Consider the following 15,937-nt stretch of genomic DNA (forward strand, 5'->3'; position numbering starts at 1 on the left):
GTGCGCGCGACATGCCCACGGCACTCTGTCAGCCCGGCTGTCGACCAGCGAGATATGTTCATGAGCCCTACCCAGCGCAATCCCATACCATCCACCGCAATAGAAGGTGTCGTGGACGGTTTGAGGGGCAACCAACTGCACGGCTGGGCATGGGATACCCGAGCGGAGCAGCCGCATTTGCGGATCGAGGTTCGTGCAGATGGCGTGCTGCTTGGAAGCACTGACGCGGCAATATTCCGCGCCGACCTGGCCATGGCCGGCAAACGTAACGGCCACTGTGCCTTCGCCATCGCACTCGACCCACTGCCTGCACCGGGCACCGTCCTCACGGTTGCCGCCGCCGGCGGAGGCATGGGACGGGAACTCACGGGCAGTCCGTTCACGGTTCCCGCACCGCTGGTGCCGGGTTGCGCAGACCAGGTCACCGATGTCCTGCCCTTGCCGATTGGCACCCCGCGCCTGCATGGCTCACTGGATCAATGCGGACCCACTCGTATCCGCGGATGGGTCCGCTGGCTCGATGGGACCGGTCGGTCACCGACCCTGTCCCTGCATGAAGGTGATCGCGAGCTGCTGCGCTTCGAAGCCAATCAATGGCGTGCCGACATCGCCGAACTGCAGCAGGATGACGGTTGCTGTGGGTTCGACCTGCCGTTGCCGGAAGCACTCGGCGACGGTCTGCTGCATGTGCTGGAGCTTCGCATGGCAGATAGCGGTGTGGCAGTGCTGCAATCCCCGTTCCGTATCCGCGGGGCAGCAGCACTCACTGCACCGCGAACACGTGGTGTCTCGCCGTTGCAGCGTAAAGCGGTGGCCGACACGGTGGACCTTTCGGTAATCGTCAACTTCTACAATATGCGGCGCGAGGCGGAACGCACACTGACCTCACTCAGTCGGGATTATCAGCACGATGCTGGTGATCTCAGTTACGAGGTGCTGTGCATCGACAACGGCTCCAATCCGCCGCTGGACCCGGGCTGGATCGCCAGCTTCGGCCCCCAGTTCCGGCTGGTGCGCCCCAGCCGTCAGCTGACCTCGCCATGCGCCGCGCTGAATGAGGCGGCGCTGCAAGCACGCGGCAAGTATCTGGCGCTGATGATCGACGGCGCCCACCTGCTCACCCCCGGCGTGTTCCACGAAGCACGGCGCGCATGGCAGGAACATCCTGACGCGGTGGTCGCCGTACGGCACTGGTTCATCGGTGGCGACCAGCGCTGGCTGGCCATGGCCGGCTACACCCGCGAGCAGGAGGACCGGCTATTCGAGCGGATCCGCTGGCCGGCCAACGGCTACGAGCTGTTCCGCATCGGTGCTCCGATTGGCGAAAATCCCGAACCCTGGTTCGACGGTCTCAGCGAAAGCAATTGCCTGATGCTGCCGACCGCGCTCTACGATCGCATCGGTGGCTTCGACGAGGCATTCGACCAGGCCGGTGGTGGCTTCGCCAACCTCGATCTGTGGCGACGCGCCAGTGATGCCACCAACGGCCCGCTGGTTTCGCTGCTGGGTGAAGCAAGCTTCCACCAGTTCCATGGCGGCACCACCACCAATGTGGACGACGCCGAGAAGGATTCACGCGTGCGCGCGTATGCCAACGCCTATCGCGCGCTTCGCGGCGAAGACTTTGCCGGCGTGCACCGTTCCCGCCTGAGCTTTCGCGGCCGCATGCCATCGGAATTCGCCACCGGCGTGCGGCAGCGCACACTGTTGCCGATGCACCTGGGTATCACCGAACAGGTTCGGTCCGGGCAGCTGGCCCTGCATTTCGACGAGGGTGCGCAAGCCCATTTGCAATCGGTATACGCTGAATGCGCCTTGCAGCGCGAGGTCAGATGGCTGGGCCAGCCGGTCGGTGTGGCGCCTGCCGACCTGGTCAGTCTGCAGGAAATCATTCAGCAGGTTCGTCCCGACGCCGTCATCGTCGTAGGTGCGGAGGCCGGGCTGGTTGCCTTCATCGACAACATGTTGAGCATGATCGACGGTGCAGCGTCGCGGATTCTGCATGTGAACCCGCCTTCGGCCATGTCGGCATGGCCAGCGCGCGTCACCGCGCTGCAGGGCTTGCCAGGCGATCCACACGTCCTCGCCACAGTGCGCCAATGGGTCGGCAGTGCCGAAGCCGTACTGGCGCTGCAAGCCACAGGCGCGACCGAGACCTTTTCGCTGTCGACGCTGCAGGATTACGGCGCGCTCGTCTCATACCGTTCCTACCTGATCTGCCTGGGCACCCTGTTCGGGCAGCCATGGCTCGGCTATTCGAGCCACCAGTATCTGCACACCATTCGCGAATTCACCGGCACCCATTCGCCGTTCGTAATCGACCGCAGCTGGAATCGACAATTGATCAGTACCTGCCCGTCCGGCTTCCTGCGCAAGGTCGGTGGCCTTTGCACCGCCGCCAACTACGATGCTTCACTGGACACGATCGCGCCGGACCAGCCGTCGCTCATGGAGAACCAGCAATGAACCGCTTCTGGCAACGCTACATCCATCCGCTGATTGAAACCGCGCAACCGCGAAGAATCATGGAAATCGGCGCGGATCGTGGCTGGAACACCAGCAACATCCTCGCCTACTGCCGTGCCACCGGCGCACATGCCGACATCATCGATCCGGCACCGCGGGCCAGCCTGCATGAGGTACTGGCTCAGTTCGGGCCCGCCGAATACCGCTACCTCCCGCTGAAGAGTGTGGCGGCGATCCCGCAACTGGAAACACCGGATGTCGCGCTGATCGATGGCGATCACAACTGGGCCACTGTCTACAGCGAACTGAATCAACTGCATGCGCGTGCCGAGCAGACCGGCCACGCGCCACCGATCGTGATCTCGCATGATGTCGCATGGCCTTATGCCAGGCGCGACATGTACTACAACCCGGACGATCTGGAAGCCTCGCAGAAACATCCTTACGCATATCGCGGCATGCTGCCTGGCGTGCCCGAACTGGTCGAACATGGCATGAATGGGGTGCTGGCCAATGCGCTGCAGGAAGGTGGCCCACGCAATGGCGTGCTCACCGCGATCGAGGATTACATCGCCAGCGCAGACACCGAATTCACCTTCCGCAAGCTGCCGTTCTTCAACGGACTCGGCATCCTCGTGCCAGCAGCGCGGATGACCCCTGCACTGCAGGCCTTGATCGACAGCTTCTTCAGCGCCAGCAGCATGCTCGAGGCTTGTCTGGCATTGGAGGCCGATGGCATGCACCTGCGCGCCATCCTCACCCAGACCGAGACTTGCCTCAGCCGGCGTACCGATGCGCTGCAGCGCGCCCGTGAGGTGATCGAGGCGCAACGGCAACGACTGGAAGAGCTGGAACTGTTGAACCGGAACCACGCAGCGACAGCATGACGCGCCACCACAGCCTGTCACTCAGAGCCACAACGGAACCTGCTGGGCCGGATACGCCGAAGGTGCAAAGAACCATGATTCGATGGCGTAACGGTCCTTTGCGATCGCCGCCGGTATACCAGTACGGTGCAGAAAGAAGTGGTCGAACAACAATGCATCGCCCGGCGCGAATATCGGGCTGACCGTTGCGATGCCTTCGGCAGCCTCTTCGACCATGCCCGGCCCGACTGACCAGTCGAAATATGCGCCATGGCTACCGGTCGGCAGCACCCGTGACAGTCGCCGTGGCAGGATCTCCAGTCCCGAGGCGTCCTCACCGCAATGCGAAAGGCTGAGCCAGACGTTCACGCTGCGGATGTCGCTGCCCATGAATGCCCCGTCCTGATGCCAATCAGCCGTGCGGATCGTGCTGGGCACGCGGCGCAGGGTCGATTTGCCCACCGACAGCATCGGCCGCTCGCCGAAGTAACCGGCGATAGCCGCGGCCGCTCCGCTCGAAGCGAACAGTTCGGTAAGTTCGAACAACATGCGCGGCGAATCGACCGTCCACACGCCATTCGCCTCTTCTACCCAGATGCGGGCCGGCTCGATCTCGCAGTCATCGGGTAATGCCAGCCGTGAATACCACGGCGAGTCGGATGGACCCATGCCATTGCGATGCCATGCTGTGCAGGTCTCCAGCGCCTGCTGCACACCGGTTGCCAGTTGCAATGCCTTCGGCTCCTGCAACAAACCACGCACCAGCAACGCACCATGGCAGCGAATGCCGGCTGTGAGTGTGATGGCATTGAGCTGACTGGCTTCAATCTCCGGCACGCCATGAATATCGGCAAAAGGATCGGCCACCGGCAACGGCCACGGCCCCTTCACGGTGGATTGCGGTGGCCGAATCAGATACGCCTTGTAGCGGCACTCTGCCAGCAGCCTTTCGTAACGCGCATCCGGTTGCTGCCGATGGCAGGCACTCAACCATGCGACTGCCTCGACGAACTGCCGCCGCCGCATCAGTTCCTGCGCGCGCGTGAATCCGTCCTCCAGCCGGTCATGCTCGATCATCGCTACTCTCCCGCCATCCCGGATCACCTTGCGGCGGGTCCAGTCGTTGTTCATCGCACAGCGTATCGACGATGGCCTTCCCCCGCTGCACGAAATCTTCGTACGATGCCACGACCGGTGTCGACGAAGATACCTCCAGCACATGCCGGGAAAACAGCGACATCACATGGCGTACGCCATGCTCGAGTACCGTGCGGCGATCCTCGGCGAAGTACCCCGGACCTGCCGCACTGACGATTTCGTAGGCCGGAAAGTAATACACGTCCGGCAACCGGCACAGTTGCTCCGCAGCCACCCGCAACACCGCCTTGGAATACGTGGTGGCGGCCAGCACGTGCCGTGGCTCGGCCGTGGCCGCAAGCGGCACCGGCGACACGGTCAGGATCATTCGCATATGCGGATTCACCTGGCGCACCTCGTCAATGAAGGCACGCAGATCGGCCACCACTTCGTCGACCGAAAAATTGAGCAGGACGTGCCGGCCAGCGTCGTAATCGCCAGCGGCCACACCGGGACACAACGGATAGACGGCACCGTCCTCACGTGAGGCCCAGCACTCGGTGAGCCCAAGTGTGAACACGAACACGTCCATCTCGCCAAAGGCCCGACGCACCGCGGCGAAATGCTGGCGACGATCCTCCTGATATTCGCGTGCCGAGCTGAACCCGCCGGGCTGGATGCCCGGACGGAAAGGATCGTACCAGCCGTCCGCCCCTTCCCAGATGTCGTCCACCGGCACGAATATCCCCGTCGCACGCCGCCATAACTGAAGCAGTTGGCGCGTGGTGTAGATGTTGCCGTAACGCGCCGAATAGATGCCGTAATTGAAGGCTTCCGCCAACGCTGGAGTGAGCAACGGATGGGCTGGTTCGGTTTCGAAACAGGCATGCCCCTGCTCGCGCAGATGGCGCGCTACGTGCTGTGCGAAGCAGCTACCCGCAGTAACTACCCGACTGCCGACCCCAATCCTGAATGGTGGCGAAGAAACGGGATCGATAGCCTCGTTGGTGCGCCCAGCCATGGCCCGGCTCCACCGCTGCGCATCGGGAATATCCAGGTAGGGATGGCTCATGCCAGCCGCCTCATCTGCTCCAGCACCAGCTCGCCATAGGCCGCATTGGCATGAGCACCGTCGCCATAATACGACTCGCGCATGAAGCCGCTTTCGTCAACCGACTGCGGCGGGCAAGGCACCAACGTTGCCCCGGCCCCGGCGCACCAGTCGCTCACGATCTGCGAATGCAGGCGCCACAGTTTGTAGCGGAAATATGCCGGTGAAATCTCGTGACGCATGCCTGGATACATGTCCCATGGAATATCCGCCTGCATGCGCTGGGCATCGGCAAATGGCGGCGGTGATTCGAGATGAAACAGCCGACCGTTGCAAAGCCGCTGAACCTGCGACATCAAGGCAAGATAATCCATCATCAGCGACTCCAGCACGCGCCGTACTGCGAGTGCCGGCAGCACCTCGGCAGCGGGGTCCAGCGGCAATGCCGGTTGTGCAGGCAACACAAAATCAAAACGCCGCGGATGCACCAGCATGCCAAGCACACCATGCGCCGCGCCGCCGATCATTGAAAATACCGGCCCCTCATGTTGCCTCAACTGTTGCTCAAGCGCCGACGACAACCGCGACACGCCATCGTCTTGCTCGATCGCGCCGGGCATCCCCCAGAAATTCAATGCCTGCAACGGCGTACCCGTGATTTCAGCGGCTCGCGCCACGCAGGTTACGTGGCTGTGCCCAATGCACCACAGGGGATCGGGCATGGCTGCGCGCCGGTTCGTCAGCCAGGACATCAGCCTGCCAAGGTCCGCATTTGTCGCAAACCATCCGGCCTCTCGACATCCGGCATGACCGACCTTGCCGTCATTTGCCGCCACTCCCGTGGCGGGAAGGCCAGCGAGAATGGTTCGCCGGAGAGCGTGAGATTGGGGTTGTAAGCGGGGTCGTACTCCAACTGGCTGCCCCACCGGCTCTTCATGAATTCCACTTCGCGGATGAAGCGCGTCCGCTTCTCTACCGTGTTCTCGTGTCCCCGCGAGGCGGATTCGTGGTGGTAGAGCTCCGCAAACGGCGTCCACACGTTGGTATAGCCGTGTTGACGCAGCCGCAGGCAGAAGTCGACATCATTGAAAGCCACCCTCAATGAAGCATCCAGCCCGCCGACCTGCTGGTAGACCTCGCGCCGCACCATCAGGCAGGCTGCCGTGACCGCACTCATCGCCTGTGTCAACCGTGCACGCGCCATCTGCCCGCCATGCCCCCGCGGCATGCCGCAATAGGGATGCGCCGCCACCCCGTGCACCCCAGTCATCACTCCTGCATGCTGGATAGTGTCGTCTGGGTAGTAAAGCATCGCCCCCACCGCACCCACGTGCGGACGCAACGCATGGCTGGCCAGCTCCTCCAACCAATCCGGCGTGATGACCTCGATATCGTTGTTGAGCAGGCAAACCAGTTCACCGCGACAGGCTCGCACGGCTTCGTTGTTGATGACCGAATAATTGAACGGTTGGTCATGCCGCTGCACACGCACCCTGGCATGACCGGAAAAACCCGCCAGATAGGCCAGCGATTCCGGCTCCGCCGACTGGTTGTCCATCACCACGATCTCGTAGTTCGCGTACGTCGTCCGATCGAGAATCGTGCTTATGCATTGCCGCAGCAGATCAATCCGGTCACGGGTAGGAATAATGATACTGATGAGTGGCAACTGATCGGATAACGGGCGACGTATCCGGAATGCACCCATCAACCCATCGATCTCCATCACTTCAGCGACCTCGCCTCGCCGCGCAAGATGTTCGCGCAAGGCGCGTCGGCCGGCGTCGTGTGCATAGCTCTTCTGCTCCACGCCTTGCGCAGTCGATCCGGCGATCGCCCGCCAGTGGTAAAGCACCATCGGTATGTGACCAATCTGCTCCGGCGTCAACCGTTCGCTGCAACGCAATGCCAGATCCCAGTCCTGGCTACCTTCAAGCCCTTGGCGAAAACCACCCACCGCATTCATCAGATCGCGTGAATAGATGCCCAGATGGCTGACGCAGTTCTGCCCGCACAGCAGATCCGGATTCCAGTCAGGCTTGAAATAAGGATCGTAGCGCTGGCCATCAGCGTCGATCTTGTCTTCGTCCGAATAGACGAATTGCCACTGCGGGTTTCGCTGCAATGCCTCAATGACCGTGGCCAGCGCCTCAGGATGCAGCTCGTCATCGTGATCCAGCAATGCCACATGATCACCATGCGCCAGGGCCAGCGCACTATTGGATGCGGCCGAGATATGACCGTTGTGCTCGCGCCAGAAAATCCTTATGCGAGGATCACGACCTGCGTACTCCTCCAGCACGGCGCGCACTTGCGGCTCGGTGGAGGCATCATCAGCCACGCACAATTCCCAATGCGGGTAGGTCTGCGCCAGCACGCTGTCCAGACAACGTCGCAGCCAGATCTCCGGCGTGTTGTAGGTAGGCAACAGAATCGATACCAGCCCATCACCACGGATTTGCGCTGGCGATGAAGGCTGATCGTAGAGTCTGAGCCAGCGATCATAGGTCGGCGCCTTGATACCTCGCCGAACATACAGCCCATGCAGCCATGACGCAAAAGCGTGCCTTCCACCAGGTTCTTGCAGCTTGTGCCATGCATCTAGCTTCAGAGCATGGGTATCAACGCCAGCCGCATTCGCATCTCTCGCCACCTCACGCCACATGCGCCAACTAGCGCCAATTCGGCCCAGTCGCCTGATCGTGAGGTGCTGCGCGTGGAACGTACAAGCCATGCAAGTCGGATCAAACCGCAACCTCTGCACATCATGCAGGAGCAGCACTACCCCGGAATGACGTCTAATGCCGGGCCGAATGAAATTCAGATGCCGCGACCACGACTCATGCATGCCGTGTCCGTAGTCGAAGTACAGCACTGGCTCCAGTCGATCGCCATCGAAATCCTGCAGCTCTATGGATAGTTGGTACCAACCCGCTTTCAGCGGAAAGCCGCTGCCCACGCAGTCAAACTTGGGGTCGTTTCCAAGGGAAGACCAGAGCCCCGGTTCACTGACCACCGGCTCCAGCTGATCGAGCGGTTGCAGCGTCAGTTTGCTGCCACCGAAACGCAAGTGCAGATACTGCGCGCCTTTGCGCAGATGGTGCCACAGTGATCGATAAGGAAAATGCATGTTTCAGTGACCTTGCTCACTAGCCTCGCTTGATGATTCGCCGGACCACCGACCACAAGCTGCGCTTTGCCAGCTGATCGATACCCTGCTCCAATCGTTGCAGGCTCGCTTGCAGATTTTGCATCTCCCCTCGCTGCTGTTGGAATGCATGTGCCAAGCCCTGAACATCCGCTCGCTGTTGTTGGAATGCATGTGCCAAGCCCTGAACATCCGCTCGCTGTTGTTGGAATGCGCGTGCCAAGCCCTGCACATCCGCTCGCTCACCTGCGAGCCGGCGCATGTCGGTTAGTGATGTCCCCTGCTGTTGCAGCAAATGGTGCAACGAGGAATCTTGAATCACCAGCTCGTACTCAACCCGGACGGTTACCTCGAGCCAGCTATCACGATGTCCTTCGACAAGGCTGCTGCCGATCTCGAATTCGACGTTGGGATCGCCATCGAAGCTGATCAAGCGCACCGATTGCGTGCCGAAGGCCGGCAACAACTCACCGTTGATATGACCCAATCGGTCAGGCAACCGATCCAGATTCCGGACTACTCCACCCGCTTGCTGCCGCACTACCACTCCACTCAATCCGTATACGCCCGGCAAGTCGGCCGGATCAAGTCGCAAGTAGTCCGGGCGAATGCCGGCCGGCAGCCGGAATTGCAGATCCAGCACGCCGTTTGTCGCATCGACTGGCTGTGAAATCATGCGGCTTTCGTCGAAAGCCTCGTCACGATGGCGATAGAAGAGATGACAGACCACACGCTGCGGCTCGACCATGGCTGCCGCCATCGGTTGCTCATCGGCGTCGACCAGAGTGCCTGCCAAAGCTTCGAAGAAACCGCATACGCTATCGGGTGAAGCCTCGGCCTGTCGCATGAAGGCAACGAATGCTGCAGGCACTTCCGAACCCACAGCTACTACACCCAGGCCATGGCTATGCCGAAAACTGAAGCATGCATATTGTGCCGCCAGTTCATCGAGGAATTGCCCGACGCCAAACCCTCGTTCACGCACCGCGGTGTCGTGCAAGAGCACCACGGCGCGGCGGCTGAGCTTGGGCAGCCAGGTTTCGAAATCGTGGCGTACCGCTTCGTAGGTATGCAATCCATCGATGTGCAGGAGGTCAATGCTGCCGTCTTCAAATTGGCCTGCTGCGTCATCGAAACGCGCACGCAGCAGTTGCGAGAAATTCTCGTATAGCGGGTCATGCCTGGCACGAAGTGACTGGTACACCTCGTCCCCGTAACGCAACGCATGCATATCACCCTGCCAGGTGTCCACAGCGGTACAGCGACAGGACAGATCCAGGGCATGCACCGCCTGGCAGAACGCCAGATAGGAGTTGCCCGAATGGGTGCCCAGCTCGACCAGGGTACGCGGCCGCAAGAGATCCACGGCGAGATAGGCGAACGGAATGTGTCCGACCCAACCGTAAGGCGGCACGATGCGTGGTTTCATCAGAACCAGCGGATGCTCTTCGAGGCGAAAATCAGGGCTCATGGGTTATTCGTTCCAATCGTACGTCGAGCATCGGTATGCCGATCAGCCCGGACGACAGCGTGCCGCCGGTAGCCATGAAGCGCAACGCCTCGTGCAGCCAGTGCTGGATCACATATTGCTCCTGGGTTCCCTCGGCCAAGCCCACGGTGATGAAGTATTCCCCCGGCACCAGCCGTGGCATCACGAAACGGAAGCTTGCATTGAAGGCCTGGCCGCCACTCACCGCGAAATCGCCTTCATGGCTGAGCACGGTGTTGTCACCGAACAGCAGCTGACCCAGTCGATCCTTTACATAGAAACCCACGATCACGTTGTCGATCGCATTCTCTGCCAGCAGCCTGACCTCCAGCGTCACGGTTTCGCCAGCCACCACCATGGCCAGTACCTCATCAGCCTCGTTGCGGAATGCGACATGGGCAATATGAGCCTTGCATTCCCCGAAACCCTCGGCATCCGGTTTGAAGGGGAAGATTTTCAGGTCATTGCGCAGGGTCGATCGATCCATCAGCTCCTGTCGGAAATCGACCTGCTCCACCGGCGCAACGTATGCGTGGCCAGGTGGTCTGGAACTGCGCCCACCCGCTCCGCCCTGGCGCTCGACGATGGAGGCCTCGAGGTAGGCCTCCATGACCTTGCGGGCATCCCCGATGCGTTGTACGCGCCCATGCTCCAGCCAGATTGCGCGATCGCACAGGCTGGTCACCGCGCCGCCATCATGGCTGACGAACAACATCGTGCCGCGCTTGCGGAACTCACGCAGGTAGCGCATGCACTTCTGCATGAAGAAGGCATCCCCCACGGCCAACGCCTCATCGATGATCAGGATGTCCGCATCCACATGCGTCACCACGGCGAACGCCAATCGCATCACCATGCCGGTGGAATAGTTGCGCACTGGTTGGTCGACGAATTCGCCGATCTCGGCATAGGCCAGGATGTCATCGATCCGCGCATCGACTTCACTGCGACTCAACCCGAGGATAGATGCATTCAGATAAACATTCTGACGTCCAGTGAAGTCGGGATTGAAGCCGCTGCCCAGCTCCAGCAACGCCGCTACGCGACCGTGGATGGCGGCACTGCCCTCCGTTGGCTTGAGCGTGCTGGCGATCAGCTGCAGCAGGGTCGATTTCCCCGCGCCATTGCGCCCTATGATGCCGAGCGTCTCACCGCGCCGAACCTCGAAGTCGACCCCACGCAAAGCCCAGAACTCGCGATAGAACCGCTGCCTGCCGCCGATCAGGCTCTGCAGCATCCGGTGCACCGGCTTGTCGTAGAGCTGGTAGCACTTCCCGAGCGCCCGAACCTCGATCACCACCTCATCGGATGGCTGTTGCGACAGGGCGGGCTCAGAGGACATCAGCGAACCCATCCCGCGTACGCTGAAACCAGACGTATCCGAACAGCAGCACAGCCACGGAAACCAGGGTATAGATCCCTAGTGCAGGCCAGTCGGGTGATTTTCCGAACAGTACCAGCTGTCGCGTCTGCTCGATCATCAAGGTCAGCGGGTTGAGGGTGATCCAGTCACGATAGGGCTCACGCAGGTTCGACGCGGGATAGAACACCGGGCTAAGGAACATCAGCATCGACGAAATCACGCCGGCAACCTGCGTCACGTCGCGGACAAATACGCCCAGCGATGCCATCAGCCAGCTCACCCCGCACAGCAGCAGCACATAAGGTGCATACAGAAGCGGCAGATACAGCAGCGTCGCATGCAGTGTGTGCTGCGAGATCAAGACGAAGATCAGCAGCACCAGCACGCTGAGGAGCGCATTGAACAGCGTCGAGGTCACCATGACGCAAGGCAGGATCGCCAGTGGAAACACCACCCGCTTCACCAGGTTGCTCTGCGAGACGATAACCCCCGGCGCACGCGTGATGCATTCGGCCAGCAACGAATGGACGATCATGCCGCAGAAGATCATCAACGAAAAATCGGCCCCCGACTCCATGTTCGGCCAGCGCATGCCGAGAAATACGCGAAAAGCCAGCGTATAGACAGCCAACATCAACAGCGGATTGAAGAACGACCACAACAACCCCAGGAAGGATCCGCTGTAACGCCCTGCAATATCGCGTTTGGTGAGCTCCCAGAATACGTCTCGTCTAGCCCAGACACGTCTTGACAGGGACATTTTTGCTATTTCCATCCTCACTCCGTGCTTTGCCTGGATACCACCCGACGCTGAAGCGCCGCCAACCACCTGCCACCTGCCATCAACGTGCGCCCCAATCCTCGTCGCCAATCAATGGCAAACTATGCATTGATCCAACATGCGCATGCACTATCAGCCCCTTGGCACACCATATCAGCCACTGATAGACCATTCGCAGCCGAATGTTCGCCCATATGACACCAAAGAAGGCTCGATGAACAGTCCATCCGATCACATCCCATTGCTGCTCGTCACTGGCGGAGCAGGTTTTATCGGCGCCAACTTCGTGCTACAGGCCATTGCTGACGGCCTGCGGGTCGTCAATCTGGACAAGCTCACTTACGCTGGCAACCCGGATACGCTGTCCTCACTGCAAGGCCACGACCGGCATGTGTTCGTGCAAGGCGATATCGGTGACCGGGCGCTGGTGGCGAAGCTGCTGGCCGAACATCGCCCCGATGCCATTGTCAATTTTGCTGCCGAGTCGCACGTCGACCGCTCGATCGACGGCCCCGCCGAATTCGTGCAGACCAACGTGGTCGGCACGCTGGGCCTGCTCGAATGCGCCCGCGACTACTGGCGCGGCCTCGAGGGCAGCGCGCGCGAGGCGTTCCGCTTCCTGCACGTATCGACCGACGAGGTCTACGGCTCGCTCGGTGCCGAGGGCAAGTTCACCGAGCAGACACCGTACGCGCCGAACTCGCCGTATTCCGCCTCGAAGGCGGCCTCCGATCACTTGGTCCGTGCGTTCCAGCACACCTACGGCCTGCCCACGCTGACCACCAACTGCTCGAACAACTACGGTCCCTTCCAGTTCCCGGAAAAACTCATCCCGCTGATCATCCAGAAAGCGCTGGCCGGCGAACCGCTGCCGGTTTACGGCGACGGCCTGAACATCCGCGACTGGCTGTTCGTGGGCGACCACTGCAGCGCGATCCGCCGCGTGCTGGAAGCGGGCCGCGTCGGCGAGACCTACAACGTCGGCGGCAATGCCGAACGCGAGAACATCGCTGTGGTGAAGAGCATCTGCGCGTTGCTCGATCAGCGCCGGCCGCTGGACGATGGTCGCGTACGCGAATCGCTGATCACCTACGTCAAGGACCGCCCTGGGCACGATCGCCGCTATGCGATCGACTCCAGCAAGCTGCAGGACGAACTGGGCTGGCGGCCATCGCAAACCTTCGAAACCGGCATCGCGCAGACGGTGGACTGGTATCTTGCCAACCAGCCGTGGAGCCAGCGCGTGCTCGACGGCAGCTATCGCATGGAGCGCCTCGGCTCGTGAAAGCTGAGATCATCTAGGATTCGATCATGAGCACGACGCAGAAAGGCATCATCCTCGCCGGCGGTTCCGGCACCCGGCTTTATCCGATCACCCGCGCGGTCAGCAAGCAGCTGCTGCCGGTGTACGACAAGCCGATGATCTATTACCCGCTGGCCACGCTGATGCTGGCCGGCATCCGCCAGGTGTTGATGATCAACACGCCGCATGAGCAGGAGATGTTCCAGCGCCTGCTCGGCGATGGCTCGCAGTGGGGCATCGACATCCAGTACGCCGTGCAGCCCTCACCCGATGGCCTCGCGCAGGCGTTCACCATCGGTCGTGATTTCGTGGATGGCAAGCCTAGCTGTCTGGTGCTGGGCGACAACATCTTCTACGGCGTCGGCCTGACCGAGCGACTCAAGCGCGCGGCCTCGCGCGAACATGGCGCCACCGTGTTCGGTTACTGGGTCAAAGATCCCGAGCGCTATGGCGTGGCCGAATTCGACGCTGCCGGCCGGGTGATCGGACTGGAGGAAAAGCCGGCCCACCCCAAATCCCATTACGCGGTGACTGGCCTGTACTTCTACGACGGTCGCGTTTGCGATTACGCCGCGGCACTGAAGCCATCATCGCGCGGCGAACTGGAAATCACCGACCTCAACCGCTTCTACCTCGACGACGACTCGCTGCACCTGGAGCAGCTCGGGCGTGGTTTTGCGTGGCTCGACACCGGCACCCACGATTCGCTGATGGAGGCGGGCAACTACATCGAGACCATCGAGAACCGCCAAGGCCTCAAAGTTTGCTGCCCGGAGGAGATTGCCTACCTCAATGACTGGATCAACGCCGAACAACTACTGGCACTGGCCGCTCCACTGGCCAAGACCGGCTACGGCCAATACCTGCAGCAGCTGACTCGTCAAGGTCATGTTCGATGAAAGTGATTGAAACCGCGTTACCCGGCGCACTGATTCTCGAACCACAAGTGTTCGGCGATGCCCGTGGCTTCTTCTACGAAAGCTACAACAAGGGCAAGTGGCAGGAAGCCGGCATCATGGCCGACTTCATCCAGACCAATGTTTCGCGCTCGGCCAAAGGCGTGCTGCGCGGGCTGCATTACCAGTGGCCAAATCCGCAAGGCAAGCTGGTCAGTGTGCTCGAAGGCGAGGTGTACGACGTAGCGGTGGATATCCGCCGCGGCTCGCCCACGTTCGGACAGTCGTTCGGCGTAATGCTGACCGCCGAAAATCATCGGCACTTCTGGGTCCCGGAAGGCTTTGCGCATGGTTTTTGCGTGCTGTCCGAGTTCGCCACCTTCACCTATCAGTGCACCGCGCTTTACGACGCCCAGGCCGACGCCGGCATCCGCTGGAACGATGCCGATCTCGGCATCGACTGGCCCTTGAGTACACCACTGCTGTCCGACAAGGACGGCAAGACGCCGCTGCTGAAAGACGTCGCGCCGGAACGGCTGCCGGTTTTCGCGTCGTGAAAACCCTGCTGTTTGGTGCCAACGGCCAGCTTGGCCGTACGTTTCTCGATCACGGTGGCCTGGTCACGCGCGGCGAGCTGATCGCCGCCAGTCGCGACGGTGTACTGGCGCAGGGCGGACACGGCGAGATCGCCGACCTGTCCATGCCGGAGTCTCTGGGTGCGCTGCTCGATCGCGTCCAGCCCGATGTGATCGTCAATACTGCCGCCTATACGGCGGTCGATCGCGCTGAGCAGGAAGAAGCGCTGGCCACCCGCGTCAACGGCGAAGCTGTTGGGGTGATCGGTAGCTGGGCCGCAGCGCATGGCGCCCTGGTTATCCATTATTCGACCGACTACGTCTTCGACGGCCGCCAGTCGCAAGCGTATCCCGTCGATGCGACGACCGGCCCGTTGGGTGCCTACGGCCGCAGCAAGCTGGCCGGCGAACAGGCATTGCGCGCCAGCGGCGCCGATCACCTGACATTTCGCACGGCCTGGGTCTACGCCGCACACGGCCAGAACTTCCTGCGCACCATGCTGCGCCTGGGGGCCGAGCGCGATGAACTGCGCGTGGTGGACGACCAGCACGGTGCACCGACCGATACCAAGCTGATCGTCAATGCCAGCGTCGCCGCGCTCAATCGCTGGCAACACGCCGACACCGCGCAACGTCGGCTACTGAGCGGCACCCATCACCTGGTCGCCAGCGGCGCCACGACCTGGCGTGGCTTTGCCAGCGCGATCTTCGACCAGGCCGCCACCATGGGCGTGCTCGCGCGTCAACCACAGGTCATCCCGATCGGCAGTGCCGAGTTCCCCACACCTGCCGTGCGCCCGGCGTGGTCGTTGCTGGACAATACCGGCTTCCAGCGACACTTCGACTATCCGCTGCCTGACTGGCAACAAGGTTTGCACGAGGTCATGCATCAGCTCGCCGTACCCATTCACTGAGCAAGGAC

At 61.5% G+C, this 15,937-nt stretch carries 13 protein-coding genes; 6 read left to right on the forward strand and 7 right to left on the reverse strand.

Going from position 1 to position 15,937, the window contains the following annotated elements; all coding sequences use genetic code 11:
- The first annotated feature begins 60 nt into the window (after positions 1–60).
- Together GSQ75_RS00735 and GSQ75_RS00740 are read left to right on the forward strand one after the other, a co-directional pair.
- The gene (locus tag GSQ75_RS00735) at positions 61–2,466 is read left to right on the forward strand and encodes a CmcI family methyltransferase (protein ID WP_158752638.1); all 2,406 of its coding nucleotides are present in this window, start codon (positions 61–63) and stop codon (positions 2,464–2,466) included.
- Positions 2,463–3,353 carry a class I SAM-dependent methyltransferase gene (locus GSQ75_RS00740; RefSeq protein WP_158752639.1) on the forward strand — a complete coding sequence of 297 codons (891 nt, stop codon included), beginning with the start codon at positions 2,463–2,465 and terminating at the stop codon, positions 3,351–3,353. Before GSQ75_RS00735 ends, GSQ75_RS00740 begins: the two co-directional genes overlap by 4 nt.
- Before the next feature lie 21 nt (positions 3,354–3,374).
- On the opposite strand, the gene GSQ75_RS00745 is transcribed toward GSQ75_RS00740, so the two are convergent.
- From GSQ75_RS00745 to GSQ75_RS00775, 7 genes are read right to left on the reverse strand one after another with little or no spacing between them, the layout of a single operon-like run.
- Positions 3,375–4,409: a hypothetical protein gene (locus tag GSQ75_RS00745; RefSeq protein WP_158752640.1), complete on the reverse strand. Its 1,035-nt coding sequence runs from the start codon at positions 4,407–4,409 to the stop codon at positions 3,375–3,377.
- Complete coding sequence (locus GSQ75_RS00750; protein ID WP_158752641.1) at positions 4,396–5,481, reverse strand: GSCFA domain-containing protein; 1,086 nt, start codon at positions 5,479–5,481, stop codon at positions 4,396–4,398. Before GSQ75_RS00750 ends, GSQ75_RS00745 begins: the two co-directional genes overlap by 14 nt.
- A complete protein-coding gene (locus GSQ75_RS00755) occupies positions 5,478–6,182 on the reverse strand; it encodes a hypothetical protein (protein ID WP_158752642.1) in 705 nt (234 codons plus the stop codon). Before GSQ75_RS00755 ends, GSQ75_RS00750 begins: the two co-directional genes overlap by 4 nt.
- A 29-nt stretch (positions 6,183–6,211) precedes the next feature.
- Positions 6,212–8,590, reverse strand: a complete 2,379-nt coding sequence (locus tag GSQ75_RS00760) for a glycosyltransferase family 2 protein (RefSeq protein ID WP_158752643.1) — start codon at positions 8,588–8,590, stop codon at positions 6,212–6,214.
- A gap of 19 nt (positions 8,591–8,609) precedes the next feature.
- Complete coding sequence (locus GSQ75_RS00765) at positions 8,610–10,079, reverse strand: class I SAM-dependent methyltransferase (protein ID WP_158752644.1); 1,470 nt, start codon at positions 10,077–10,079, stop codon at positions 8,610–8,612.
- Positions 10,069–11,439: an ABC transporter ATP-binding protein gene (locus GSQ75_RS00770; RefSeq protein WP_158752645.1), complete on the reverse strand. Its 1,371-nt coding sequence runs from the start codon at positions 11,437–11,439 to the stop codon at positions 10,069–10,071. The genes GSQ75_RS00765 and GSQ75_RS00770 overlap by 11 nt, the downstream gene beginning before the upstream one ends.
- Positions 11,429–12,220: an ABC transporter permease gene (locus GSQ75_RS00775; protein WP_254058391.1), complete on the reverse strand. Its 792-nt coding sequence runs from the start codon at positions 12,218–12,220 to the stop codon at positions 11,429–11,431. Before GSQ75_RS00775 ends, GSQ75_RS00770 begins: the two co-directional genes overlap by 11 nt.
- Before the next feature lie 235 nt (positions 12,221–12,455).
- On the opposite strand from GSQ75_RS00775, the gene rfbB reads away from it, so the two are divergent.
- From rfbB to rfbD, 4 genes are read left to right on the forward strand one after another with little or no spacing between them, the layout of a single operon-like run.
- On the forward strand, positions 12,456–13,526 hold the full coding sequence (gene rfbB / locus GSQ75_RS00780) for a dTDP-glucose 4,6-dehydratase (RefSeq protein WP_158752647.1): 1,071 nt from the start codon (positions 12,456–12,458) through the stop codon (positions 13,524–13,526).
- A 26-nt stretch (positions 13,527–13,552) separates the two neighbouring features.
- Complete coding sequence (gene rfbA / locus GSQ75_RS00785; RefSeq protein ID WP_158752648.1) at positions 13,553–14,443, forward strand: glucose-1-phosphate thymidylyltransferase RfbA; 891 nt, start codon at positions 13,553–13,555, stop codon at positions 14,441–14,443.
- Positions 14,440–14,997: a dTDP-4-dehydrorhamnose 3,5-epimerase gene (rfbC, locus tag GSQ75_RS00790; protein WP_158752649.1), complete on the forward strand. Its 558-nt coding sequence runs from the start codon at positions 14,440–14,442 to the stop codon at positions 14,995–14,997. Before rfbA ends, rfbC begins: the two co-directional genes overlap by 4 nt.
- Positions 14,994–15,929, forward strand: a complete 936-nt coding sequence (rfbD, locus tag GSQ75_RS00795; RefSeq protein WP_158752650.1) for a dTDP-4-dehydrorhamnose reductase — start codon at positions 14,994–14,996, stop codon at positions 15,927–15,929. Before rfbC ends, rfbD begins: the two co-directional genes overlap by 4 nt.
- Positions 15,930–15,937: the final 8 nt, after the last annotated feature.

Source organism: Dyella sp. S184 (assembly GCF_009766065.1).
Classification (GTDB): Bacteria; Pseudomonadota; Gammaproteobacteria; order Xanthomonadales; family Rhodanobacteraceae; genus Rhodanobacter.